We start from the raw sequence: 25,805 nt of genomic DNA, 5'->3' as shown, positions 1-25,805 counted from the left end.
GTGGTTGGCTTCAGTCCTCCAATAGGCTAGCATGGGGGAGCCCAGCCTAAACAAATCAGAAATCAAAATTTCGCATTTTCCGCCCGTCTATTCATTATCATCACCAAGATAAAGTCCTGATTCCTCCTTTTCATTACAACATTTAGTTACCAATCATATATTTCTTTCCTCAATTATTTTAAATCGAAGAATAATTGAATCAAAATGAATAAATTGAGCCGTATTCAGGGCCAGCAAGATAGAATATTGGATATGTTCTTTGAATTTAATATATCGGAACATTTCTGAACCAGCGTTAGATTTAGTATATTATTACCTAGCAACTAAAAAGTAATCGACCAATATGGAAGTAGCTGACCAAATGAAAATGTGATCCTGTTTTTGCATTATTTTTGCGACCTATAGAAACATTGATCTCAAAAATCAAATACAATTAATCTTGAAGGTGATTTTGAATTTTAAATTATTTTTTTTGACCGCAATTAGTGTAGCCGTTATGTGGTCGCATTTTTCTTTCGGCCAAAGGGAGGCCATTGATGCTATCAAGGCCAAAATCGATTCCATAGAAAATAGAGAAAATTTTACGCCAGACAAACCTTATATTGATTTAATCAATCAACTGGGTGAGTTGTATTATAATATAGATCCTGACAGTACTTTCGTCTTGGGAATGAAAAGCCTGGAAGCGAGCGAAAGGGCAAAATACACCGAGGGTGTAGTTGATGCTTACCGTAACATAGGTGCTTATCACAATCTTCGTGGTGAGTACGATCAAGCCATGGGTTATTTTGAGGAAGGGCTTCAATTATCGGGGGAAGTCCAGTATTGGCAGGGCATGGCCAATATCTATAACAGCATGGGCCTAAACTACTACGATAGGGGGCTTTTGGAGGAGTCCGTAACGGTCTATCTTCAGGCGCTGGAGATAAAAGAACAACATTTGTCGGAAAGCGAACAAAGTAAGACGCTTAGTAACCTAGGATTGGTTTTTTTGGATTTAGGAGATTTTGAAAAGGCCCTGAGATACCACAACAGGGCTTTGGAAATTCGTAAAGCGACCCAGAATGTACCAGGGATTGCTTATTCCATGGCTAATATTGGGGAAGTTTACAAAGATAATGGGGATTTGGAAAAATCGCTTCAAAACTACCAGGCCTCCCTGAAAATAGGAGAAGAAATTGATAACAGGCAATTGGTTTCGGTCTGTCACTTCAACATCGGGGATATCTACCTGAAGCAGGGTATTTTTGAGGAGGCGCTTTTCCATTTTGAAACTGCCCTAAACCTGGATAGGGAGAGAAATGACAAAGTGGGCATCTCCTACGACCTATTAGGAGTCGGTGAAGCTCAAATGAAGCTGGGAAATACAACCGCTGCAAAAAAAGCCATTGAACAGGGCCTTGATGTAGCCCTGGAAAGCAACTTAAAAGATGAGGTCCAGAAAGCCCATTTGTTGCTAAGTGAATTGTATGAAAAAGAAAGCAATCTTTCGAAAGCCCTATATCATTATAAAATACACAAAACTTATCAGGATAGTATCTTAAATCAAGGCACAAAAATAGAAATCCAAAAACTAACCACCGAATATGCGCTGGCTAAAAGGGAAGCAGAATTTCTTCAAGCCCAGCGGGAATCAGAGCTACGAAATGAGGCCAAAATGGAGCAGCGTTTGCGAACTGGAGTGACCATCATTTTGGTAATTCTCTTGATCGCCTTTTTCATAGCACTACGCTCAGCCAAATCTCAGATTAAAGCCAGGGAGGTAGTCACGAGGCAAAAAAATGAGTTGGAAAAGCTGAATAAAAAAATCCTACTACAAAAAAATGAAATCGAGAAAGTAGCTAACCAAATGTTCGAGGTAAACCAGACGAAGGATAAATTATTTAGCATCGTTGGTCACGATCTAAAAAGCCCTATCAACAGCCTGAAAGGCCTCATGCAATATGTAGTGGACGAAAAACTGACCCAGGAAGAGTTTCTGTTAGTGTCTGCACAATTGAGAAACGAAGTGGAACAGGTTCATTTTACCCTTATAAACCTACTCCACTGGGCTAAAGGTCAGATGAAAGGCATTGTAACCGATACGGAGAAGGTATCCATTAATAAAATTTTGAAGGAAATTACCAGTCTCTACAAGCCTGTATCGGAGGCGAAAGACATCACTATCAGGGATAATCTCGAACCGCACACAGATTGCCTGGTAGACCGTGAGCAGTGCAATCTGATAATGAGGAACCTATTAAATAACGCACTAAAGTTCACCAATCGGGGAGGAAATATTTCCATCAGTAGTAAAAAGGTGGATGATTCCTATTGGGAAATCTCCATTCAGGACGATGGGATAGGCATAGATAGCCAGACATTAACCAAATTATTTACCCCAGCTTTGAAAGAGAAACATCGGTACGGAACTGCCGGAGAAAAAGGTACCGGATTGGGACTTCAATTAACCAAGGACTTTGTCAAGATCAATGGGGGAGATATCCATGTAAAAAGCGAATTGGGAAAAGGCAGTACCTTCACTTTTACCTTGCCAATTGCCTAAATCCCAGGGATCTCATCCATTAATTCTCTTTGGGTAAATTGCTAATTTGAATTATTTTTCCTTAATTGATTTGAAGAGTCCTATTTAGTTCTCTTACTATCAAAAAGGTTGCTTTTATTCCCATTACTTGACGGACTCGATTTCTCAGGTAAGTAGGGGGGGGCAGGCCTTTATATTCTCCATAAATCCAAATCGATCATCTAATTCCGAACGAAATGAGCGACAGTTCCTCTAAAGCATTTAAAATCAAGATAGCAATCGCTTTGTCTCTGGTTTTGTTTTTGATTTTTGCGAAAAGTCTGGTAGATAAAAGTAACGTGGATGAGTTGGAGGCTTCCTTTGTTACCGTGTATGAGGACAGGCTGGTGGTTCAGGATTATATTTTCAATATCACCGAACTTTTGTTCAGGATGCGCCTGCTTGTTGCCAATACAGAATCACTGGATCAGTACCTCTCCGTTAAAAATCAGGTGATGGATTACCATGATCAGATACTAAATATTATATCGGATTTTGAAAAAACACATCTTACGCCCAAAGAGTCCGAATACTTACAGGAATTTAAGAGTCTGGTCGCTGACAAATTGGAGATTGAAAGTTACTTTACCGATTTAGAAAAATCCGAACAGAATTACCAAACAAGTGTAGAGAAATTTAATACCGATTTTGAACGGGTGTTTTATGACCTACGAGAACTATCAAAAATTCAACTGAGAGAGGGTGAAAAACTTACCAACCTCAGCTACAGAATTAAAGCCAGATCTGATATATGGCTACAATTTGAATACGCTGTCCTCTTCGTTCTTCTGATTATTATCAGCATGCTGATTTATTCCTCCAGAGATATCGTAAAGAAAGAGACGTATTCGAATTAACAGAAAGTCTATTTCCTGTTGGCCCAGGCGGAAAGAAGAAACCCCACCAAAAAAATAACCAGTGTACCAAAAACAATGGTCAGATTCGCATGAAGGGGACTTCTAAAAGCCATGCCTTCTTCAAAAATAACTGGTGACAAACTCATCCAGCCAATGAGCAGCACTCCCAATACTACTCCAATGGCCGCGTACTTCCTTCGAATATTTCTACCAATATATCCCAACAAAAACAAACCTAAAATACCTCCACTAAATATCGCTGATAGTGCCCACCAGGCATCCAAGGCGCTTTCTACTCCATTAAAGGCGATGGCAATCAGGATGCTGAGACCACCCATCACCAAAGATGCTATAACCAACACCTTCATTTCTGACTTTTCAGACAGATCCGGTACCAAGTATTTTTTAATATGATCCGTCAGAATGATGGTTGCCGAGCTGTTGACACTGGTAGAAATGGTACTCATCCCGGCGGCGAAAATGGAAGCAATCAGCAAGCCGGTCATCCCCACGGGTAAACCATTAACTATAAAATAGGGAAATACCTTGTCTGCGTTCTCGCTACCGCTGAAATCTTGGGGAAGCAATTCAGGCATGGCTTGATAATACGCAAACAAAGCCGTACCAATAAAGAAAAACAACAAGGAAACCGGAACATACAGCAAACTTCCCAGTAAGGTAGATTTCACTGCTTCCTTGTCGGTTTTAGCACTTAGGTAACGTTGTACATAGTTCTGGTCAACTCCGAAATTCTGTAGATTGATAAACAACCCATAGATCAGAATGACCCAGAAAGTTGCCTCAGAAAGACTAAAACCAAAACTTCCCAGACTGAATTTATTATTTTCCGAGGCAATGGTAAAAACCTGCCCGGGACCTTCCGGCATGGAAAAAAAGATAATGCCCAAACAAGCCAAAGCCCCTGAAATTAAGATGATACCCTGAATGGCATCTGTCCAGATTACAGCTTCAAATCCACCCATAATCGCATAAATCAATACGCTGATTCCGGTTATTACAATGATGACCGGAATACTCCATCCAAAAAGTACATTCATAGGCAATGCCAGCAAATACATAATGGCTCCCATTCTGGCCAATTGGGTTAACAAGTAACAGATGGAAGCATACGTTCTGGCCCAGCTACCAAACCTGGTTTCCAGGTAATAGTAAGCAGAGGGACTTTTTATACCCCGATATAGTGGAACAAAAAATTTCACAGCGAGGATCGCTGCAATAGGAATGGAAAGACTAAATACAAACCCATTCCAGTTGGATAGGTAAGCGTTTCCAGGCAAAGCCAGAAAACTGATACTACTGACAAACGTAGCAAATATGGACATGCCAATCGCCCAGGAGGGAAGATTGCCCCCTCCCGTGATAAAATCAGTTGAAGTCCGTTTTTTGAAATAAAAAGAGGCTCCAAACAAAACAATGGCCAGCATGTAAACTAAAAAAACAATTAAATCAATAATGGGAAGATTCATCCTTTGCCTCTATTTTTTATCCGTTATTTGGTTTTACTATACCGATAAGCCCCTAATTGGGGAAGTTTTTCTTTGATTTCCTGAATCTGCTGCTCTTCAAAAGCCGTCAATGGAAAAGCCAGAAACCCGTTCCCAAATCCCAGCACATTCATACTTGCTTTAAGACCCTTCAGAAAACTCGACCCGTAGCTTCCCCTACTGTAAATTTCTGCTGAAATTTCCATTACCAACTCTTGGAGACGAGCCACTTCGGATAAATTACCCGTTTCTGCTGCGTTATATAAATCCACGTACAACTTAGGAAATAAATTTGCTCCTCCGCTCACGCCACCATGTCCTCCCATTAAAACACACGAGGCCAACATCTCTTCCGGTCCTACCAACAAGGAAAATCCCGGCCTGTTTCGGAAGGCATAAAGCATGGAATTGAAATAAACAGCCTGGCCTGAACTATCCTTTAACCCTAAAATATTGGGATGTTCGGAAAGTTCAAGGACCGTTTCCCGGCTGAGCATGGTTTTGGTATGGGAGGGCATGTTGTATAGGTACAGAGGAAGGGGCAGCTCATCGGCCAGTTTCCGAAAATATGTCAATACTTCCTTTTCTCCTAGTCCGTAGTAATAAGGCGGTGCTGCAACGACGGCATCTGCACCAGCATCCCTGCCAACACCTGCCAACCGCAGGCTTTCATGAAACGAGGTATCAGTTACTCCCACCAATACCGGAACCTTTCCATCTACTTCCTTACAGGTAAAAGAAATCAATTCCCGTCTCAACTTATAGGAAATATTGGTGCATTCCCCAGTGGTCCCCAGGATAAATATCCCATGCACTCCTCCTTCCAGAAGATGGTTGATTAGCTTGGAAGTACCCTCCGTGTCCAACTGGGTGTCATCCAATAGTAAAGTCGCCATCGGGGGAACAATTCCCCTCAGAGGCTGTTTTTTTAAATCTCTTTGCATGTTTTGTGTTTACTTCTGAATTTATCCGGTTAAGCGAGAAACTAAATCGCCCTGGAAACTGGAATTAAATTTTTGTAGGGTCAATGACCACATATTTTACGGATATCCGATCATAGGTATAGGTTATGTGTACCTTACCGTCTTTGCTCTGAATAATAGCCGGATAGCTATAGCCTGCATTATTGGGTTCATTTTCCAGCGTCATAAATGGGTCCCAGGTTTTTCCGTCCTCTGAGATGGCCAGGTTGAGGATGTTTCTGCCTTTGGGCTCTTCTCCTTCTTTGGTGCTATGGTTGTATACCAAAAGGTGTCTGCCATCGGCCAGGGTAACAGCATCGGTACCTGCATTTGGATTGGGTAAGGAAGTTGCTGCCATTTCCGACCAGCTTTGCCCCTTGTCATCCGACCAACTCTCAGCTATTACGCCTTGCCTGGTCCTGCAAAGCACCTGCAGCTTACCGTCTTCGTGAGTCAATACGCTTGGTTGTATGGCATCAAACGTCTCCCCATCATTAATCGGCCCCACTACCTGCCAGGTCTCTCCCTGATCTTTGCTGATTTCAAAATGTACCTGCCAAAAAACATCCCCATCCCGCTCTCTTTCGATACTGGAAGGGCTGATAATAGTCCCATCTTCTAATTGTACCGGTTTGTTTTTTACCGGGCCTAACAGGGGCCCGATGGCAGGATCCTCACCCAATTTAACCGGAGAAGACCAGGTTTTTCCATTGTCCTCAGATGTAATCAGCATGCCCCACCAGTCTCTGGGGTTGGGGCCTACTTTGTAAAACAGCATCAAAGGCCCTTCCTGGGGCTGGAAAAGAACCGGATTCCAACAGGGATACCGCAGTGTGTCATTTTGAACCCCATTGACCACCTCTTCTGGCCAGGTCCACTCCCCATTTTCCAGGTGACTCACCCTAATGCCCACATCGGGATTTCGTTCATGGGTCCCGGAAAAAAAGGCAGCTACAATACCCTCCTCCGTTTCTACCAGAGTGGACGCATGCACCTGAGGAGTAGGTCGGTTATCCAACGGGTAAATCAACTCCGCATGCAACAATGCTCCTTCGCCTACTGTTGCTTTCGGTGGCAAATAATAGTTGCCGGTGATGTCATTTGGTTCTTTGGCATCCTTGTCATTAGTATGGGAAGTGGTTTCTCCACCTCCGCAGCCAACGAATGTCAGGGCTGTAAAAGCAAGTCCTGCAGCCGATGCGAAATTCAATTTTGTTCTATACCACATAATGCTGTTTTTATTCCTAGTTCTTCCATAGCGGCAGCCTTTGCCATACAGGCTTCTTTTGCTTTTTCTTTACTGGGTGCGTACACCACCTGTATGTGATTGGCTTTGTGTCTGCCCATCATTTGATCTCTGCTCACACCATCCAGCACACCATGCATGATGGGCCATTGGGGCGTGGTCATCTCCCACCTTCTCTGGGTTTCTTCTGCGGGCAACTCCACCACTTTTCCGGTACCCAAATCACAGTGTAGGCGATCATTCATGATATACACCCTGCTCCAGACAATATAGCCCGGTTTACTGATCCCCTTGAGGCTTCCACCTCCCAGGTGAAAGTACATGGGAGGTTGGCGTTCACTACTCGCTCCCCGATACCCACCGATAAAATGGGAAGCCGGAGCAGCACCCGAGATCAAAAACACCCATACAAAAGCATCTTTGCCATCGATTGTGTAATCTTCTCCGTATCTCAGGTCATGCAAGGTGTTATCTCCTTCCAATCCCAATTTTTCCCAAAGGCGGTAAGTAACCAGGCTATCTAAACCGGCACATTCGTCTACCTCATTAAAATGAGGCAGTGCCTTTCCCGAAATGATTTCCCGTCCATCCTTTGTAAATACCGGTGGCCTCTCAGTCGTATTCAGAAGCCCTTCCGCCAGATCACTGGCAGGAGCTAAATCCTTTAGCCCTTGCTGGTATTGAATGCCAATCGTATCGCAACCAAACTCATCAGCCAGCCGCAAGGCAGCAATATACATCTTACACTGTTCCAGCGTCTGCTCCCGGGTCAATTCTGATTTGGGATCGGTTCCCCAGGAAAAAGTCATTCCCCGGCCCAATAGCCAGGCCAAAACTTCTTTTGCCTCCACTTCCGTCACGGTTTTCATCGCTGCATATAGGGTGGATTGGCTCAATCTCTCTTTAAAAATACCTGTAGGATGTAACAAATGATCCGGTATGATGGCATTGAACATGCCCATGCAGCCCTCATCAAACACGCCCATTATGGCTTTTCTTTGTTTAAATTCCCGTGCAAAAAGACGGCCTGTTTCCAGCGCTTGTGCCGGGGCAGCAGACGATGAGTCAAAATCTTTTACATGACGGATATCGTGCACCACGTGTCCGGAATGAATCCATTCCTTCAAACCCTTAAGAAAAAAATCATCAGTAAAATCCCTACTCCATAGTGTAGAATAAGAAACGCCTGCTTTCGTTAGTGAACCATTAAGATTTAGCATACCTACCAGACCAGGCCATTGCCCCTCCCAGTTGGCCACCGTCAAAATTGGCCCATTGTGCGTTGTCAGCCCAGCCAATACATGGTGGGAATATTGCCAAACGCTTTCTGCCACTACCAGCGGCTTTCCCGGATCCAGTTCCCGAAAGACCTGCATGCCCATTTTCTGGGAATCGATGAAACCATGCCCTTTGCTTTCATCATAGGGGTGAGCACGGATTACGGTAACCCCCAGGTCGCTAAAAACCTTATTTAGGCGGGATTCCATGGCTTCCTGGGCCTGCCAACAGGTTTGGTTGGCAGATAACCTTAAATCTCCACTTGCGATCAGGTAAACTTCTTGTATCATTATCCCTTGCTATTTTAGGTTTTGTTAGTTACTATTTTTATTGGCCAGCTTGGCGGTATTTTTAAGCTTCGCCTGTAGAGTACTACTTTGATTTCATTCAATCAGGCCCATTCTTGATCAAAAAAAATGCAGCCGGGCATCGCTTTATTTAAATGGGTTTTCATACCAGACGACACCCAGTCCCCTTTTGGACCCATCTTCGGCTGTTTCTTCGGATGTCACTACATCCAAATCTCCGTCTCCATCCAGATCCAACAGGGAGACAAAATCATATTTGACGCCTTCCGGTCCACTGATATCCAACACACCTGGAAAAGAACCCTGGTAATCCATTAAAGCGACTACTCCCGATTTTCCCAATGCTCCCTCAAAAGAGGCTATCAAATCCATTTTTCCATCCTGGTCCACATCTGCTACAAGCGCTGATTTGCCTCGCGTTCCCAGCCCCTCAGCGTACGGCATCGACTTCTCTTCCCAGCGATCACCCTGCCGCTGAAACAGGACCCAACCCTTGAGTAAATCCGGTACGACCAGGTCAGGCAGCTCCCCCGCACCTTTTCCAATTACTCCTAAAAACATGGGTTCTCCGTCTTCCATGCCTATTAAATGGGATTTCCATCGCTTCTCAATTCCTGGTTTACCCGGATTTTCCAACCAACGCAACCCGCGAAGTTCTCCTTTGCGATCGGTAATCAACAGGTCCTCTATTCCATCACCATTCATATCCACCCATTCAATGGACATGATCCATCCCGCAGCCGAAATTTCGTGGTAAACCCATTTCGAAACCTCTCGCGGATCCTCCGGTGCCTGCAGCCAGCCAATGGTTCCATTAGGATCTTTGGAACCTACTACCAGGTCCGGACCGTTTTTCCCATCCATATCCACAGCTCTTCCAAACATCCACCGGGTTTTTCCAATGGTCGCCGGAATATCCTCTGCTTTCCAGGCCTTGGGATTGAGGTAGTCAGCAGGATTATCCGGTGCCCAATGGATGGTAACCCTTTGGTGCGATCCTTCGGAAAGTGTCACTAAATCCATTTGCTTGTCACCATCCAGGTCGACGGCAAAAGCATCCTCCACATCGGGTGAGGACACTTCCAGGAAAGGCCAGGGTTTATTGGGGTTGTCCGGCTGAATATACAGCCTTGATACGGCTCCTTCTTCCCAGCCCACTACCAAATCCATTTTTCCATCTCCATTCACATCGGCGATTTTAGTTCCATCTGCCCCTAGAGAACTGTCATCGATGGTATGCCGTTTCCAAGGCTCTTCATTCAGGAAATTAGCTTCCTGCTGGGCTATAGATGGAAAAAAAACAAGGACTTGCACGAAAAGAAGGCCAATAAAAAGTATCATTTTCATATGTTTATAATTGTCTTTAAGCGGCCATATGGAATCTCGCATGCTTTATAATCATCCCTCTGTGTGTCGATCTCGTCATGCTCGATTTCATAGTTGTCTTTCTATTTCCAATTTTTGTTTCAAAAAAAACAGTGGCATTAAACCTCATTCTCCTCTGGGTTTGCTGCTGATGGTTTTTCTTGCCCTGGCGATTTCAACCATTTTTTCATCGTAAGCACTGCGCCAAATGGCTTCTTCCGTAAATGTGGTAAGTAAAACCTCCCTATCACCGGTCCGATCCCTATTATAAACGATATGTAGGATATCATCCTCTGTTTCTTGCCCGTCGGGGTAGGAAACCCCTTCCCTCTGGTCGAGTAAAAGTCCTCTGGACCAGGTGAGGCCATCGTATTGCGAAACAAATGCCATCAGGTGAGAACGTCCCGTCCGGATCCTGAGCGGTCCGTGTTTTACGAGTAGTAAAATAGCATGAAAAAGGGCTATAGCTGGTTTCATTGTGGGTTTATTCGGTGGTTTTGCGTAAAATACATTAAGATTTTACGCTTTAAAAGAAAATCTACTTAAATGTATCCAATCCAACCAAAAACCCTTTCCCTGAGGGAATATTTTTATATATTGAAGGCTAAATATGGATAAACCTAAAATTTCAATGAAGCCTTTAAAATTAAATAGAAGAAAATTTATCAAAGGAGGTACGGCACTGATGGCATTAAGTAGCGTGGGGGTGCAGGCCATGCCCTGGTCGGATCGAAAAATTCCGTACAAAGTTGGACTAATCGGTACCGGCTGGTATGGTAAAAGTGATTTGTTCCGCTTGATTCAGGTGGCAGAAGTGGAAGTAATCGCTCTCGCCGATCCTGACCAAAACTTATTGGATGAAGCAGGTAAACTGGTCAGTCAGCGACAAAAGTCCGGCAATACCCCTAAAAAATACACGCATTACCGGCAAATGCTGGAGGAAAATGACCTGGACATTGTATTGGTTGGAAGCCCTGACCACTGGCATGCATTGCAGGCCATCGATTCCATACAGGCTGGAGCACATGTCTACCTCCAAAAACCCATCAGTGTGGATGTCATTGAAGGTGAGGCCATTCTTGCTGCTGCCCGAAAACACAATAAAGTAGTTCAGATCGGAACCCAGCGAAGAAGCACCCCTCACCTGGTGGATGCCAAAAAGAATATTGTAGACAAAGGGTTGTTAGGAAAGGTTTCCCATGCAGAAATGTGTTGTTATTACCACATGCGGGCTAATGGCGATCCGGAGGTGCAACCTGTTCCGGATTTTTTCGATTACGACCTTTGGGTAGGCCCGGGACCGATGCGTCCTTTTGACGGGCTTCCTCACCGTCGATGGTGGCGCACCATGATGGAATACAGTAATGGGATCACGGGTGACATGTGCGTGCACATGTTTGATGCGGTGAGGTGGACCCTAGGTCTGGGTTGGCCCAAAAGCGTCTTTGCCACCGGTGGCATCTACGTGCAAAAAGGCGGAAAATCCACCATTGCAGATACGCAAACCGCCACATTCCATTACGATGAGCTGGATTGCGTCTGGACCCACCGTTCCTGGGGAACGCCTCAGGATCCGGAATATCCTTGGGCATATAAAATCTATGGCGACAAAGGAACGCTTAAAGCATCCGTTACCAAGTACGAGTTTGTTCCGCAGGGCGGAGGGGAAATCATCAAAGGGGACGTGGTCTACGAAAGAGAAAAATATCCCGAAGACCTGACCGAAAAAGACATTGAGCTTCACGCAGCCCCTGCCACCAGAGATCATATGCGGGATTTTCTGCGAGCCATTGAACAAGGTGGAAGACCTGTTGCTGACATAGAAGAAGGGCATATTTCTACAGCCAGTTGTATCATGGCCAACATGTCTATGAAACTAGGCAGACCTTTGGTATACGATCCCGAAAAAAGAATAATCGTCAATGATGAAGAAGCTACCCGATTGTTGAGAAGACCATACCGGGCTCCCTATCAGCATCCCGATCCAAATTTTGTATAGAGTGAATCGGCCTGTCACCTGTGGACAGGCCTTTCTGTTCCAACCCATTCAATACCCTATGATACTCCGTACTTCCCTCCCCTCGTTTAGTTTCGCCTTTTGCCTAGCCATCTGTTGTTTGCTATCAGGATTTTTCTCCCCTTCCCTGGCGCAAACTAAGGTTGAGATAAAGGGAAAAAAATTCTATATCAACGGTAAGCCCTCCTACCCCAACAGAACCTGGGAGGGGAATCCCATTGAGGGTTTGCTAATGAATGCCCGACTGGTGCAGGGGGTTTTTGACGATCTCAATCCGGAAACCGTGGACCTTTGGAAATACCCAGATACCGGGAAATGGGATCCCGATAGGAATACCCGTGAATTCGTGGCAAACATGTCCGATTGGAAAGCGCATGGCATGCTCTCCTTCACCATCAATCTACAAGGTGGAAGCCCGGAGGGCTATAGTCGAAACCAACCCTGGCAAAATTCTGCTTTCACAGCATCCGGAGACCTGAGACCTGCCTACATGAATCGGTTAAAAAAAATCCTGGACGAAGCCGATCGCCTGGAAATGGTGCCCATCTTAGGCCTTTTTTATTTTGGACAGGATCATCGACTGCAAGATGAAAATGCCGTGATCCAGGCCGTGGACAACGTACTCAACTGGCTCCATGCCCAATCCTACAAACACCTCATCATTGAGGTAAATAACGAGTGTAATGTGCGATATACCCACGAAATCCTTCAACCGGAACGGGTTCACGAACTCATACTAAGAGTTAAAGCCAATGAAAAAAACGGGTTCAGGTACTTGGTAAGTACCAGCTATGGCGGAGGTTTCATTCCACTTCCAAACGTGGTAAAAGCGGCAGATTTTATTCTCCTCCACGGGAACGGAGTGTCGGATCCAGACCGAATCGTCAAAATGGTGGAAGAGGTTAGAAAAATCGACGGATACCGCGAAATGCCAATCCTGTTCAATGAAGACGACCATTTTGACTTTGACAAAGACTGGAACAACTGCATCGCCGCCGTATCGTCCTACGCCTCCTGGGGCTTCTTTGATTTTCGAATGAAAGACGAGGGCTTCGAACAAGGCTACCAAAGTGTTCCTGTGGATTGGGGGATCCGGTCGGAACGTAAAAAAGCATTTTTTAACCTCCTGCGTGAAATTACCGGGTATTAAAAAAACCACCAGCAAATGGCTGGTGGTTTTTGGGTATTTTCCAGGTAGGTAACCTTATACTTTGAATCCTTCACGATAAGTTCTACCTACAAATTGATTGGCTTCTTCCAAATTAGTGATGCGCATATTTTCACCGTCCCATAACAGCTTCTTGCGACCGAAAAATTCTGCCTGTCCCCTGCTATTCTCACGTCTCAACATGTAACTCCTGATAGCCAGATTGCCCATTAATACCGTCTCGGTCATGGGTCCTGCATAATCAAAGGAAGAAGTCAGACCCTTGTGCTCCGAACTGTTGAAGCCCGCTTTGCAAGCGTCAACCCACCTTCTTTGATGCCCGTATTCAGGCTCCTCGTTTTTCTCAACTTCCGGCCCAAATTCAGTGGTACCGTCATTAAGGTACAGCTTGGGCATAAGTGGGGAACTATCGTTTATATTGGTGGAAATGATCCCTTTTTCTCCAATAATTAATACTCCGTTCGCACTGTTGTTTCCTCCGATATCGTCATCTGCCGGAATGATGTCCGGGTGAGAGGGGCGAATACCACCATCACTCCAGGTCATCTCAATAGGCGATCTGCTTTTGACAGTCTCGTTAAAATGAAGCGTGATAAAGGAAGCAGGTGGGCAACCCTTGGGATAGTAATCGGCAGTCCACATATCGGTATAGATGGAAGCAACACTGCATTCTGCATCGGTGGGGTATTTCAGTCCAAGGGTACGAAAGGGAATATCAATGAGATGACACCCTACATCCCCCAAAGCGCCCGTTCCATAATCCCACCAGCCTCTCCAATTAAAGGGGTGCAGGTTGGGAGTGAACGGAATGTATTCCGCAGGGCCTAACCAAAGGTCCCAGTGAAGATCGTCCGGTTTTTTGGATGGAGCAGGCTCCGGAAAAGGAATTCCCTGAGGCCAAACGGGACGATTGGTCCAAACCTGCACTTTTGATACTTTTCCGATTTTGTCCTCGTCAATCCATTTTTGAACCATATCGAGCAAGGGATTGGATCCTCCCTGATTACCCATTTGGCTGACGATTTTTTTATCTCTTGCCATTTGGGTTAGCATCCTGGCCTCACGGATATTGTGGGTCATGGGTTTTTGCACATAAACGTGTTTCCCCCGCTCCATGGCATAGGCTGCCGCCGGTCCGTGAACATGATCCGGTGTCGAAATGGTAACGGCATCGATGTCTTTTTCTTTATCCAGCATTTCCCGGTAATCACTGTACCTTTTGGCTTTTGGGAAATTTTCGACAGACCGGGAAGCAGATCCCGAAAAATCAACATCACAAAGGGCAACAACCCTTTCTCTGCCATTAACTGAGGCATTCTTGATATCGCTGGCACCTTTGCCTCCAGCACCAATGGCTGCCAAATTCAGCTGGTCACTAGGGGCTGTATACCCTACTCCTCCCAATACGTGCCTGGGAACAAAAATTATCGAGGAAGCTATAGCCGCATTTTTAATAAACGATCGCCTACCGGGATCCGAGGTTTCTTTTTTTGGTACTTTCATGATTATTTCAAATTGTTAATTGGATAAAAAGGTAATGTATGTAATATTCGGAATCTTTAATACTCTTTATCTTTAGGTATACTCTTTTTTCAGGTTTCCGGTGATTCAAGGGGAATAAAATTCCATAAATGGTTCCATGTCGGGATGAAAAATCACCACTGCCGTTCTGTGTTTTTTTCATCCGATTTTATAGAACGGAGATAAAGTTCCTCCACTTTAGTTCGGGCCCAGGGTGTTTTTCTAAGAAAAGTTAAACTGGACTTTAGTGATGGATTGTGGGTAAAGCAGCGAATATTAATCCGCCTGCCCAATTCCTCCCACCCGTACTTTTTCTGCAAATATTCCACAATGTCTATCAGCCGAACACCATGAAGTGGGTTGGAGGGTTGCGCCTCTGATTGGTTTTTGTCCGTTTTCATTATTTTAAAAATACGGATTTCAGGCAGGTTCTCCTAAAATTTTTTCTATAAAAAAAGTGAGGACAATTTATAAATCGCCCTCACTGTATTGACCGAATGGTCGTTAATTTATATCAATTTAAGATTATTTGTATTTATTTATTTACCTGATCAAAGCGGGAAGCGTAGGATTCTTCTGAAAGTCAAAAGTAATTGGTAACACGGAAAGTGAGGCTACCTCTACATTTTCCACCTCTGCTGGTTCCCATTTTCCGGAGGTTGCCTTAATTGCTTTAATAGCTTGTTCCTCCATGTCTTTCAAGTAACGCTCCATAGACGTATCTATATTACTGGTAGTCGTGGCAAAAGGAATGTTTCCATTTTCATCTACTACAAATTTCACGAAAATCGTTCCTTCCAGTCCCCAGTTTTCAGCAGTTTCGGGATACTTAAGGTTGCTTAAGACTGTTTCTTGCAGTGCTTCTCTTCCTCCCTCAAATTCCGCTTCTTCGTCTACGGAGTAAAATACACCAATTCGATTGGCAGTACTTTTCATTTGGTTACGATTGCTTTTCAAGTCAAAAAGAATGACTTCTAATTTTTTTCGATCTATTTCGTGATCTACACCTGTTACGGTTACATCCTCTACTTTTCCATCTTTAAATTCATACGAATAAGAAAAAGCGGGATAATCTTTTACAATTTCATTGATTTGAAACAGGTAGTCCATGTTTCTGTCCTGCATTCGTTCCAATTCACTTCCTGATAACTCACTACCATCTTGCTGCGCATACAGAGACGAAGAGATTGTAAGAAAGAATAAAGCGAATAATGGTATGGCTACTATTTTCATTTGATTAATTAAAGGTCTCATAATAATATATTTATTATTTGAAAATTTATTTAAAGAACCAAATCATCAGAATTTGATTTGGCTGAGTACCTCAGTTTGAGAATTATCGGAACTGGTCTGGAATGGGTCATGATCTAATCGCTAGAAAAATTCCAGCCATCCCGACTCAAGCTTTGGGCCAATCATTTAATCTTGTGAAAAAAGGTCCAAGAACTGTTCCAGTTAAGTGATTTACTTAAAAAAATTTAAATTTATTTATAAAAATCAATTTTTTATTCGGATTCTACAAAATATTCAGGATCTCAATATCTCTACCTCTAAAAGCAACCACATCTCCCTTCGTTTTACCTTTCATTGCCAGGATTAAAGGAGAAGCTACGGAAACCCCTTGAATTTCGCTGCTTTGAACTACCACTTTTCCGAAAGAAACAGATACCCATACCCAGCCCAAATCCAGTGAAATCAAGGCCCCTTCTCTAATGTCAGGCACCGGTTCCACCGGTATTTGCTGGATTTTAGATTCCCATTGACGGATTGTTTGCAGTTGCTTTTCCAGCAATGCCCGACTTTGCCGGATAGTCTCTCTCCCGGTTTCGTACTTATCACCTGCACTGCTTTTGGTTTCCCCCGAAGAGGCCTCCTGTAAAGCTAAAAACTGGGAATTCAGGTCGCTGAGGTTTTCGCGGATGGTACGAAGAGCTTCCTCTTTCAGGTGAGCCTTGAAATCGCGAATCGCAGTAGGTGAATTTTCTTTAGAAAATGCCATATCGAAACCGTCTTCAGTTTATGTATTCATAAGGGTTTCGATTTCTTCCGGATCTATGGGTATCGTTTCCATTAAATCGGTATTATCTCTATCCCCGATTACAATGTTGTTTTCCAGGCGAATACCAAGATCCTCTTCCAAAATGTAAATGCCTGGTTCCACTGTAAAAACCATTCCGGACTGAATCGGCTCATACATGGTACCCACATCATGCACATCAAGCCCCAGGTGGTGAGAGGTGCCGTGCATAAAGTATTTCTTATAGGCAGGGTTGTCCGAATCCTGGTTCTTAATATCTGTTTGGTCGATCAGGCCCAAATTAACCAGCTCGGATTGCATGATCAGCCCCACCTCTTTGTGGTAAGCCTGTATGGAAACCCCTGGTCTCAGCAAATTTATTGCTTCCCGCTGTACCCGGAGTACGGCATCATACACCTGTCTTTGCCTTTTCGTAAAGCGACCGTTTACAGGCAAGGCGCGGCTCATATCGGCATTGTAATTTCCGTATTCGGCCCCTACGTCAAACAGAATTACTTCTCCATCCTGGCAAATAGCGTTGTTTTCAATATAGTGCAGCACACATGCATTTTTACCAGAGGCAATGATCGGTTCATAAGCAAAGCCTCTGCTTCCTGATTTAAGGAATTCGTGAACAAATTCCGCCTCAATTTCATATTCCTTAACTCCAGGCTTGACAAACTCCAAAACCCTTCTGAATGCCTTTTCAGTAATGGTACATGCTTTTTGAATCTGTACGATTTCTTCCCTTTCTTTCACTCCACGAAAAGTATGCATCATAGGAGAAATCCGGTGATATTCGTGCAGGGGGTGCCTGGTTTTACATTTCTTTATAAACCGGGCATCTCTGGACTCCACCGTTACATCTGCACGCAGGTGGTCATTCGTATTCAAAAAAACATGCTTAGTCAAAGCCATCAGCTTATGAAAAACAGCCTCAAATTCGGTAGTCCACTTTACAGAAGCGATGCCCGAAAGCGAAGATGCCTCTTGTTTCGTGAATTTATATCCTTCCCAGATCGCAATGTGCTCACTGGTAGGTTTGATAAAAAGGATTTCCCGCAGGGAAGGATCTGGAAAATCCGGACAAATCACCAAAATGGTTTCTTCCTGATCGATCCCGCAAAGGTACAACAGGTCATTGTTTTGCCTGAATTTCATCGTCCCATCCGCATTGGTAGGCAGGATATCATTGGAATGAAATACTGCGATCGACTTGGATGGAAGTTTATTGACAATTTTTTTTCGGTTTGTTTTATATAAGGAGGCAGGTGCCGGTTCGTATCTCATAAGAAATAATGGTTTATACAAAGGTAAAAAATATCCACGCCCGCCGCATTTTATTGCCAGTGTAATTAAAGGAAATAATTCGTAATAGTAAAATAACAGAATGGCTGGATTTCCAGCGTTAAAGAGTTGGAAATTACCTTTAGTTCGGATCCACTCCAAAAAGATTGAATACATCCCGGGAGCCCTCCAGGGTTTACTGCATACTCTCCGGAGGGTAATGCTTCTATTTCCAGTAAATAAATGATTCTAGGTATTTTGATGCTGTAAAGGGGATAAAATCAATATCTGCTGCAGTGGTTTTATTAAAATTAACTGTCCCTGTCGTGATAAATCGACGGTTTTTATCCGAATCGGACTCAAGCGCTTCACCCAATTGATCATTTCTAATCAATAAAATAACACCAGAAAACCCAGGTTCCTCAACTTGTAATTGACGTGCCGTAAGAGTGAAAATATTACCCGAAAGCAAGGAGAAAGACAAGATTTTTTTTTATAAGGCATTTTGGTGATCAGGGGAGGTTGCACGAAATACTCCTTGATTTTACCTCAGGAATAACCTTTTACTTACCTTACGAACACCCAGCTATAAAGTTAATTACCTGAATTTCAGTCAATAGCACCTATTTTTTACTGACAATTCCCAGTCCTTTTGCTCTTATTTTCTTTAGGAGTCTTAGCTATCAGTAATCTTATCTACTCCAGCCGAAAAAGTCCAGTCAAGTAGCACTTTCGAAATGCTTACCAGAATTCCCGTTGCGACCGTCCAGACCAAAACCTCCTTCATTGAATTTTCCTTATTGTAGGGACTTGTTGGAGGCGTCTTTCCGGTGGTTTTTTTCCAGGATTTTTCCAATGCTTTTCTGGCAAGAAACCCGCCTGCCACTGTCAACCCTGAAATGGTAATAGATTGGATTAAGGATTTGTTTTTCTTTTTCATCTGTTTATAATTTTTTTTTTAGCGGTCATAACTTGTCCCGCACCAACGGTCGGGATAGCCTGTCCCGATCTTTAATCGGGAGAATCTCGCATGCTTTATAATCATCCCACTGTGTGAGGTTCTAGTCATGCTCGATTTCATGTGTTAAATCGTTATCAGCTTATCTGATAATAAGAGTAAAAATCATGCCACTTTAGTTTACTATTTTCCTATCTGGATTTATTTTATAAAAAGGAAGATACAAAGCCGGCTGCCCCTTTAGCAAGGCAGCCGGTCTATGTTAGTATTGGTCTTTTTGGGTACCAATCAGGATCCCTAACCTTTTTTAGTTATTAGGGTATGCCCAACGCCTTAGACTGATAGTTATTCAATGGTTTCCAGCGGAGCAACGTTGTTTTCGGCTCCCACATAACCTTCATTCTGGTTGATAACTCCCAGCGTATTGGCTGTGATTACATTGTTGTCGATCGGCCAAAGCACGTGAAAAGGAGCTACTTCCGGGGTATTACCTATAATAACCGGTTTGATGGTATACATGATATTTTTGTCAGTTACTCTATCATACCACCAGTTGGATTCTGCAAAGGTTTCCAGGCTATAACCTCCCAGGTTTTGAGCAGCCATGATGTAAGATACCCTTACCAGTTCAGAATGCCTGGGGCTTTCGAGAAACAATTCTCTAGCCCGCTCGTCAAAAATATAATCGATGGTCACCTCCGAAGCCTCTACGGGAATCGCTTGGGCCCGGTTTCGGACCGTATTTATGTCAGCAGCAGCCAGATCCAATTGGTTTTTCCAGAAATAGGCTTCTGCCCGAAGCAGATACGTTTCCGCCAGCCTGAATATATACCAGTCTCCATTGCCTCCCATAGGTACAGCAGTTGGTGATTGCTGCGGAGCATAGGTTTTATAAAAAGGAATGGGAAAATGTTTATAAACAGAATCCTGAGGATCGGTTAAAAACATCGGATTGACCGGTTTGCCAAAGTCCACCGATTCGGGATTGTTATAAACCAACTCATGTTTATCCACCCAATTCAGATCACTGCGTCTAAGGTCCGGCGTGTTATGCCACTCCATGCCTCCCTCATCCCAGATATCCTTGTAGGCATAAGGAGTTATGACCAAATCGGGGTTCCCTCTTCCAAGGGAATCGTACATCGGGCCGCTATCCAACACCCCCCGAATTCCCTCGCTATCCCGAAGGGTAGAGTGCCACCAGGAACAATTGTAATGCCGCATGGTATACAATCCGGCCGACTGGGCTCCGGCAGGGGCCTCAAAGCGATCCACCATGGCCAAGATGGTTTCGGTATTCTGACTGATGTTTTTATTCTCCGGGCGATGTAGGTCCCATATAACGTTGCGTTTCGCATCTTCTGCAGACGTTCCAAATCGGTCTTCCATCAAGGCATAGTTTCCGTTTATTACCCTACTTGAAGATTCGATTGCTTTGTCAAACTCGAGGTTAGCCAAATAAATTTTAGTCAACAAGTGATCTGCAGCACCTTTGCTAATAGCCCCAGGAATCGCAGTTTCTGGAAGCCATTGACTGGCAAATTCCATATCCTCCTGAATTTTGTCCAAGATCGCCCAACGACTGTGGGTGTAATAGTCCAATTTGACTTGATTTACCTCTTCTCCTACGAAAGGAACGTCTCCATAAGCGTTTACAAGCCAATAGTACCAATAGGCCCTATGCCAATACCCTTCCGCAAGAATTCTGTTTTTAGCAGCCTCATCATTCCATTCAATATCGTCTATTCGACCTATCAAAACGTTGGCGTTTTTGATGAATTCAAACGATTCGGAAAATAAAGGTAGAAAGGTATAGTACCTGTCAAAGAAAGGAGTGGTTTGAAACCAATCCAACTGAAATGTGGGATTACCCGCTTCGGAAGCAGCCCATTCCCCAACCATGTAATACCTTCTACTTCCAGTAAGCCCTTCCGTCAGGGCCTTTCTCATGGTAACCAATGCGGCTTCATAGCCTGCCTGGTCTACAAAGACATTTTCAGGCGCATAAAAGGATAAGGGCTTGGGCTCAAGCAGGTCTTCGGAGCAAGCGAAAAACAGGCTCAAGGCCACAAGTAGAAAACTATATTTTGAGATGAATTTCATAACTAGTGATGGTATAAATTCCAAAATTATAAAGTAAGGTTAATACCAAGTGTGTACGACTTTGGCATGGGGGTATTTCCGGATTCCGGATCCCAGCCCGGCCAGTTGGTAATTGTAAACAGGTTTCTTGCTGAAACAAATACCCTTAAACTACTGGTCTGCAACCGGTCTGTCAGGTACGAAGGGAAATTATAGGCCAATGACAAATCTTGTACCCGAAGAAACGACCTTGGTTTGAATATGCGCAGGCCTCCTCCATAAGCTCCGTGCACTTCCGATGTCCGGGCATACTCGTTATTGGGATTGGTAGGTGTCCAGTAAGGAATATTCCAGTAGTTGATTCGGTCGTAGGTGGAAGACTCGTGAATGGCATAAGGAAAATCGCCTATATGTCCCAGATCGGCTCGCAAAAAAACAGATGCTGTAAAATCCTTCAGAAAAGTAACATCGTTTCGCAAGCCTAATCGATACCTAGGCCGGGTATAACCAATAAATTGTTTGTCCACCAAAGCATCGTATACACCATCCCCATTGACATCCTCTCCTTTGTAATCTCCGGGCCTCATGGTGTACGTAGATGCCTGATCTGCCTCGTCCAGTTGCCATACGCCAAGTACATTGTAATCCCACACCACGTCAATTGGCTGTCCTGGAAACCATTCGTTGGTATAATCGGGCACTTCCCTAACCACTGTCTGGCCGTTCACTACTACTTCTTCCGTATCTCCAAATAACTTTTCGATGCGATTGCGGTTCAGGGAAAAAACAAAATTGGTTTTCCACATGATATTGGAATTGTTCACATTTACCGTGTTAAGCGTTAGGTCCATTCCTTTATTGCTGAGTTCCCCCAGGTTAGCCATGATGCTGCTAAATCCGGTGATCTCAGGAAGCTGACGACTCATTAAAAGATCCGTGGTGGTCATGTCGTAAAATTCAGCGGACAGATCTACCCTATTTTCAAACAAAGCCAGGTCCAGACCAAGGTTATAGGCCTGCGTTTTTTCCCAGCGCAAACCCGGATTGGCAAGGGTATTATTGAACAAACCCATTTGCACATTGGACCCGTCGTAATACAAGGTAGTACCGATCTGGGCTAAGGCGGAATAAATTCCAATATCCCGATTACCATTGATTCCCCACGATCCTCTTAATTTCAACAGACTGATCGGCGAACTTTCAGGAAAAAAAGATTCATCTGAAACGATCCATCCCAAAGCCAAAGCAGGGAAAACAGCAATGTTATTTTCTGCTCCAAAAGCAGAATACCCATCTCTTCTTACCGAGGTAGTCAGCAGGTATTTTCCTTGAAAGGTGTAATTCAGCCTGGCCATCATGGCATTCCCACCTGCCTCGGTATCGTTGGTATTAACCAAGGGTCGGGAACCAAATTGGAGTCCGTTGTATCCCAAAACTTGATTAGGCCGGAAAATCTGGTTTTCACCATAAGAGGTATAGGTCTTTGTCTGCTCGGCGTTGTAGAGAAGCGTAACATTCAACGTATGGGCTCCGATAGTCTTATCCCAAGTCAGTATATTGTCCACCATCCAGGCATTCAGTGAATAATCAGACCGGGTACCGTAGCCGTCTACCCGGTCCCTACCGCCAACAATGGTCTCGGTTCCCCAAAAGTTATAATTCTTTTCAAAGTCAAACCTGGGCTGATAAGAAACCCGATAGTGAAAGCCTAGCGGCAAGTCCACATCTGCATAAAGTGAAGCAAATATTCCGGTCACCTTATTCAACCTTTCCTGATGCACGTTATTAATCAAGGGATTGAGAATGATGGGATATCCGTGCGGATACCACCTCAAAGAGCCGTCTTCTTCATATTTTGAGCTGTAAGGACTAATCGCACTTATGCTCAGGCTAGCAGGAACCGAACTATTATCTCGGTTTGATACCTGTGCATTGGTTCCCACGCTTAGCCAATCGGTAACTTTAAAGTCAAGATTAAATCGTGATCGAATGGCTTGAAAATCATCACCTACACGCATGTTTTCGTTATCAAGGTATCCCAATGACCAATAATATTGGAATTTGTCGTCTCCGCCACTGATGCTGATGTCATAATCCTGACGGAAACCCTGACGGGTCACTTCATTAAACCAGTCCATGGTATTTCCCGCCAGATACTGATCTATCTCCACGTCGAAAAAATTGAGTCTTCCCAAATACTCACGGGTATTATCTGGGTGAGAATTTTCATTAGCACTTCTCCATTGCTCAACCGTCACTCCTTGCCGCAGGTTATTCGGATCGTCCCAGTAAAAATCAGGTCTGTTTGCGATCCCAAGGGTACGAAAAAAGTCTCTTCGAAAATCTTCGTATCCCGCTGCATCTCTGGGCCTGAAATCATCATTTGTAATGGTATTGATCCCGGTTTTGGCGGAAAAACTAATAGTCGGATTACCTGTCCCGCCTTTTTTAGTAGTAATCATGACCACCCCGGAAGCTGCCTTCGATCCAAATACGGCAGCTGAACTGGCATCTTTCAGAATATCAATGGATTCAATGTCATTGGGATTGATATCTGCCATTTCCCCATGAAAAATCACACCGTCGATTACAATAAGTGGAGAAGTGCCCCCTGTAAGTGAGGTTGGGCCCCGAACTTCTAGCGAACTACCTCCGGAAGCTGAGGTACCCTGGTTTCCGTAAAATCCGGCTACCGTACCTGCCAGCATATCCGATACCTGCGATAAGGGCTGGTTTTGGAAAGTGGAAGCATCTACCCTGGTAACGGCGCCTGTCAAGTCACTTTTCTTCTGAGTACCGTAACCTACCACCACCACCTCATTCAGATCCGTGGCACTGGCAGCCAATCTGACTTCCAGGCTGCTTCGAGTCCCGACCCTTACCTCTTGATTTAGAAAACCGATGAAGGAAAAAACCAATACCGATTCGGAATCGGGAACTTGAATGGAAAAAGAACCATCAACATCTGTAATAGTCCCTACATTGGTGCCCTTTAGTAAGATATTTACACCAGGCAGCGTTTCACTGGTTGCGGCATCATAGACCACCCCTTGCACCGAAATCGATCCTTCTTGCTGTGTCCTGCCCTCTATCGGAAGTAGCAATCCAATCAATATAGCAAGTCGTGCCAAAAGCAAAACCTGAAGGTCATGCTTTATTCTTGAAAAGCGAAAGTCAATCACTTTCCTCATTTTGGTAAAAACGTTCTTCATAATACTTCGTTTAGTTCTACATTTTCCATAATTAATTTAAAATCAATACTCTTTACCATCCATAAAAACTTATCCTTTTATGTAGCTTAACATCTTGAACAGAAAATATTTTTGGGTTTACTATGAAAACAAAAGATATATTATCCTTCTACTCTTGTTAAAAGGTACTTTATTTTTTGTAAAAAATGAAAATTATAAAAAAAATTGATTCATTTTTTTACACAAATGGCGGTATTTAAAAATAAATAAAACTAAATTTTCTTGATAAAAATCAATTGATTCAAAAATCGGTTTGGCTTTTAAAAATCACTGTCTAAACCTTAATATACCACCTCCGCTTATCCATTATATAGCCTACCAGCCAAATAAGGAGCATAAAGATGATGGCAAAAGATAAGCTTGCGATTTTGGGAGGTAAAAAAGAAGTGAAAAACTGTTCGTAAATCCAGGTTTTAAGGGAAACATCACCTGCGGGAATCATCAGTATGATCCGCACCAGGACCCCGGATAAGACGTAAAGGATCAGCGGGTTTTTGCCGAAAACCTCGAAAAAATAGGCCCATCCCTTCACTTTTTTCTGTTCCAAAACAAAAACAAGCAATGCCAACAGGGCGGTGACATAGCCTACTGAAACCAAAACGAAAGAACTGCTCCATATTTTTTTATTGATTGGAAAAAAAGCATCCCAAACATACCCCAAAACCAATAGGGTAAGGGCAATAAGGAATAATCCGCGTACTTTTTTACCTTTTTCTCCGTTCTGCCGAATAAAGTTACCTACTCCATATCCTGCCAGGACATTTACCAGGGCAGGTAACGTACTCAACAAACCCTCCGGGTCAAAGGGGATCCCTTCCCCTCTATAGAGGTTAGCCGCACCTATAAGCCACAGGTCCAGCCTTCTGGCAGCATTGCCTTCCAGGGAGTAGGGGTCCGGCCCCTGATCTCCAAACAGGTACATGACTCCCCAATATAAAATCAAAATAACCGCTCCAATTACCATTGAAACCCGAATATTGAAAAAATAGACCAGCGTAGCCGCCAGTCCGTAGCAAAGCGCAATCCGCTGCAACACACCCATAATCCGGATCTTACTGAAATCGAAAGGAACCATGCCCGAGTCGCCTATTCGGAAAAATGGAAAGGCGGTTAGCAATAGCCCTATCAAAAAAATAATCAAGGTCCTTTTGATTACTTTCTGAAAAAAAAGTTGAGGTCCCCGGTCCCTGAGTTTTGTCAGGCTAAAGGCCATGGCATTTCCCACTACGAAAAGAAAGGAAGGGAAAACCAGGTCGGTAATCGTAAGCCCATGCCAGGGAGCATGTAAAAAAGGAGCAAAATTGGTACTCCAACTACCCGGAGTATTCACGATGATCATCAGAGCCACGGTTAGTCCGCGTAATACATCCAGGGACTGATACCTGGAGCCACTATTCAAAGGAGTGTTTATTGTCGCCAC

At 43.9% G+C, this 25,805-nt stretch carries 20 protein-coding genes; 4 read left to right on the top strand and 16 right to left on the bottom strand.

Translation table 11 applies throughout. The annotated features are described in order from the left end of the window. The first annotated feature begins 472 nt into the window (after positions 1–472). Both GKS34_RS22360 and GKS34_RS22355 read left to right on the top strand, forming a co-directional pair. Complete coding sequence (locus GKS34_RS22360) at positions 473–2,545, top strand: ATP-binding protein (RefSeq protein ID WP_163387226.1); 2,073 nt, start codon at positions 473–475, stop codon at positions 2,543–2,545. Between the two features lie 215 nt (positions 2,546–2,760). After that, positions 2,761–3,420 (top strand): MCP four helix bundle domain-containing protein, encoded by a 660-nt coding sequence (locus GKS34_RS22355; RefSeq protein ID WP_163387225.1) that lies wholly within the window; start codon positions 2,761–2,763, stop codon positions 3,418–3,420. A gap of 8 nt (positions 3,421–3,428) precedes the next feature. Here the strand turns inward: GKS34_RS22355 and GKS34_RS22350 are convergent, their stop codons facing one another. The 6 genes from GKS34_RS22350 to GKS34_RS22325 all read right to left on the bottom strand — a co-directional run bounded on the left by GKS34_RS22350 (position 3,429) and on the right by GKS34_RS22325 (position 10,561). Continuing rightward, positions 3,429–4,907 carry a sodium:solute symporter family protein gene (locus GKS34_RS22350; protein ID WP_163387224.1) on the bottom strand — a complete coding sequence of 493 codons (1,479 nt, stop codon included), beginning with the start codon at positions 4,905–4,907 and terminating at the stop codon, positions 3,429–3,431. A 23-nt stretch (positions 4,908–4,930) separates the two neighbouring features. Then, positions 4,931–5,869: a dihydrodipicolinate synthase family protein gene (locus GKS34_RS22345; protein ID WP_163387223.1), complete on the bottom strand. Its 939-nt coding sequence runs from the start codon at positions 5,867–5,869 to the stop codon at positions 4,931–4,933. Between the two features lie 64 nt (positions 5,870–5,933). Next, positions 5,934–7,115 carry a sialidase family protein gene (locus GKS34_RS22340; RefSeq protein ID WP_163387222.1) on the bottom strand — a complete coding sequence of 394 codons (1,182 nt, stop codon included), beginning with the start codon at positions 7,113–7,115 and terminating at the stop codon, positions 5,934–5,936. Beyond that, complete coding sequence (locus tag GKS34_RS22335) at positions 7,094–8,701, bottom strand: fucose isomerase (RefSeq protein ID WP_163387221.1); 1,608 nt, start codon at positions 8,699–8,701, stop codon at positions 7,094–7,096. Before GKS34_RS22335 ends, GKS34_RS22340 begins: the two co-directional genes overlap by 22 nt. Before the next feature lie 144 nt (positions 8,702–8,845). Beyond that, positions 8,846–10,066, bottom strand: a complete 1,221-nt coding sequence (locus GKS34_RS22330; RefSeq protein ID WP_240459423.1) for an FG-GAP repeat domain-containing protein — start codon at positions 10,064–10,066, stop codon at positions 8,846–8,848. Between the two features lie 144 nt (positions 10,067–10,210). After that, positions 10,211–10,561: a sialidase family protein gene (locus tag GKS34_RS22325; RefSeq protein ID WP_163387219.1), complete on the bottom strand. Its 351-nt coding sequence runs from the start codon at positions 10,559–10,561 to the stop codon at positions 10,211–10,213. Between the two features lie 154 nt (positions 10,562–10,715). Between GKS34_RS22325 and GKS34_RS22320 the strand changes: the two genes are divergently transcribed. Together GKS34_RS22320 and GKS34_RS22315 are read left to right on the top strand one after the other, a co-directional pair. Continuing rightward, positions 10,716–12,083, top strand: a complete 1,368-nt coding sequence (locus tag GKS34_RS22320; RefSeq protein WP_163387217.1) for a Gfo/Idh/MocA family protein — start codon at positions 10,716–10,718, stop codon at positions 12,081–12,083. Between the two features lies 1 nt (position 12,084). After that, positions 12,085–13,251 carry a hypothetical protein gene (locus GKS34_RS22315; protein ID WP_240459422.1) on the top strand — a complete coding sequence of 389 codons (1,167 nt, stop codon included), beginning with the start codon at positions 12,085–12,087 and terminating at the stop codon, positions 13,249–13,251. 54 nt (positions 13,252–13,305) lie between these two features. Here GKS34_RS22315 and GKS34_RS22310 read toward each other — a convergent pair whose 3' ends face one another. From GKS34_RS22310 to GKS34_RS22265, 10 genes are all read right to left on the bottom strand, one after another. Then, complete coding sequence (locus tag GKS34_RS22310; protein ID WP_163387215.1) at positions 13,306–14,772, bottom strand: Gfo/Idh/MocA family protein; 1,467 nt, start codon at positions 14,770–14,772, stop codon at positions 13,306–13,308. A 152-nt stretch (positions 14,773–14,924) separates the two neighbouring features. After that, entirely contained in the window at positions 14,925–15,191 is a 267-nt protein-coding gene (locus GKS34_RS22305; RefSeq protein ID WP_163387214.1) for a VF530 family protein, read from the bottom strand. Positions 15,192–15,333: 142 nt separating this feature from the next. Next, on the bottom strand, positions 15,334–16,044 hold the full coding sequence (locus GKS34_RS22300; protein ID WP_163387212.1) for an energy transducer TonB: 711 nt from the start codon (positions 16,042–16,044) through the stop codon (positions 15,334–15,336). 262 nt (positions 16,045–16,306) lie between these two features. Further along, positions 16,307–16,789: a hypothetical protein gene (locus GKS34_RS22295; RefSeq protein WP_163387210.1), complete on the bottom strand. Its 483-nt coding sequence runs from the start codon at positions 16,787–16,789 to the stop codon at positions 16,307–16,309. Positions 16,790–16,807: 18 nt separating this feature from the next. Continuing rightward, entirely contained in the window at positions 16,808–18,097 is a 1,290-nt protein-coding gene (locus GKS34_RS22290; protein WP_163387209.1) for an aminopeptidase P family protein, read from the bottom strand. A gap of 223 nt (positions 18,098–18,320) precedes the next feature. Continuing rightward, a complete protein-coding gene (locus GKS34_RS22285) occupies positions 18,321–18,578 on the bottom strand; it encodes a hypothetical protein (RefSeq protein ID WP_163387208.1) in 258 nt (85 codons plus the stop codon). Between the two features lie 192 nt (positions 18,579–18,770). Next, entirely contained in the window at positions 18,771–19,034 is a 264-nt protein-coding gene (locus tag GKS34_RS22280; protein WP_163387207.1) for a DUF4235 domain-containing protein, read from the bottom strand. 363 nt (positions 19,035–19,397) lie between these two features. Beyond that, on the bottom strand, positions 19,398–21,155 hold the full coding sequence (locus tag GKS34_RS22275; protein ID WP_163387206.1) for a RagB/SusD family nutrient uptake outer membrane protein: 1,758 nt from the start codon (positions 21,153–21,155) through the stop codon (positions 19,398–19,400). Between the two features lie 26 nt (positions 21,156–21,181). After that, the gene (locus GKS34_RS22270; protein ID WP_163387205.1) at positions 21,182–24,346 is read right to left on the bottom strand and encodes a SusC/RagA family TonB-linked outer membrane protein; all 3,165 of its coding nucleotides are present in this window, start codon (positions 24,344–24,346) and stop codon (positions 21,182–21,184) included. A 313-nt stretch (positions 24,347–24,659) separates the two neighbouring features. After that, positions 24,660–25,805, bottom strand: coding sequence for an acyltransferase family protein (locus GKS34_RS22265; RefSeq protein WP_240459421.1), 1,146 nt, complete (start codon positions 25,803–25,805; stop codon positions 24,660–24,662).

Source organism: Cyclobacterium jeungdonense, assembly GCF_010994275.1.
Taxonomy (GTDB): Bacteria; Bacteroidota; Bacteroidia; order Cytophagales; family Cyclobacteriaceae; genus Cyclobacterium; species Cyclobacterium jeungdonense.
Note: the sequence above shows the minus strand (reverse complement) of the source record. Positions and strands in the feature narration are given on the sequence as shown.

What these genes read in the sequence shown, in the direction of transcription:
- GKS34_RS22355 (WP_163387225.1), top strand. Translation starts at nt 2,761, where the DNA reads ATGAGCGACAGTTCCTCTAAAGCATTTAAAATCAAGATAGCAATCGCT.
- GKS34_RS22350 (WP_163387224.1), bottom strand. Translation starts at nt 4,907, where the DNA reads ATGAATCTTCCCATTATTGATTTAATTGTTTTTTTAGTTTACATGCTG.
- GKS34_RS22345 (WP_163387223.1), bottom strand. Translation starts at nt 5,869, where the DNA reads ATGCAAAGAGATTTAAAAAAACAGCCTCTGAGGGGAATTGTTCCCCCG.
- GKS34_RS22340 (WP_163387222.1), bottom strand. Translation starts at nt 7,115, where the DNA reads ATGTGGTATAGAACAAAATTGAATTTCGCATCGGCTGCAGGACTTGCT.
- GKS34_RS22335 (WP_163387221.1), bottom strand. Translation starts at nt 8,701, where the DNA reads ATGATACAAGAAGTTTACCTGATCGCAAGTGGAGATTTAAGGTTATCT.
- GKS34_RS22330 (WP_240459423.1), bottom strand. Translation starts at nt 10,066, where the DNA reads ATGAAAATGATACTTTTTATTGGCCTTCTTTTCGTGCAAGTCCTTGTT.
- GKS34_RS22325 (WP_163387219.1), bottom strand. Translation starts at nt 10,561, where the DNA reads ATGAAACCAGCTATAGCCCTTTTTCATGCTATTTTACTACTCGTAAAA.
- GKS34_RS22320 (WP_163387217.1), top strand. Translation starts at nt 10,716, where the DNA reads ATGAAGCCTTTAAAATTAAATAGAAGAAAATTTATCAAAGGAGGTACG.
- GKS34_RS22310 (WP_163387215.1), bottom strand. Translation starts at nt 14,772, where the DNA reads ATGAAAGTACCAAAAAAAGAAACCTCGGATCCCGGTAGGCGATCGTTT.
- GKS34_RS22305 (WP_163387214.1), bottom strand. Translation starts at nt 15,191, where the DNA reads ATGAAAACGGACAAAAACCAATCAGAGGCGCAACCCTCCAACCCACTT.
- GKS34_RS22300 (WP_163387212.1), bottom strand. Translation starts at nt 16,044, where the DNA reads ATGAGACCTTTAATTAATCAAATGAAAATAGTAGCCATACCATTATTC.
- GKS34_RS22295 (WP_163387210.1), bottom strand. Translation starts at nt 16,789, where the DNA reads ATGGCATTTTCTAAAGAAAATTCACCTACTGCGATTCGCGATTTCAAG.
- GKS34_RS22290 (WP_163387209.1), bottom strand. Translation starts at nt 18,097, where the DNA reads ATGAGATACGAACCGGCACCTGCCTCCTTATATAAAACAAACCGAAAA.
- GKS34_RS22280 (WP_163387207.1), bottom strand. Translation starts at nt 19,034, where the DNA reads ATGAAAAAGAAAAACAAATCCTTAATCCAATCTATTACCATTTCAGGG.
- GKS34_RS22275 (WP_163387206.1), bottom strand. Translation starts at nt 21,155, where the DNA reads ATGAAATTCATCTCAAAATATAGTTTTCTACTTGTGGCCTTGAGCCTG.
- GKS34_RS22270 (WP_163387205.1), bottom strand. Translation starts at nt 24,346, where the DNA reads ATGAAGAACGTTTTTACCAAAATGAGGAAAGTGATTGACTTTCGCTTT.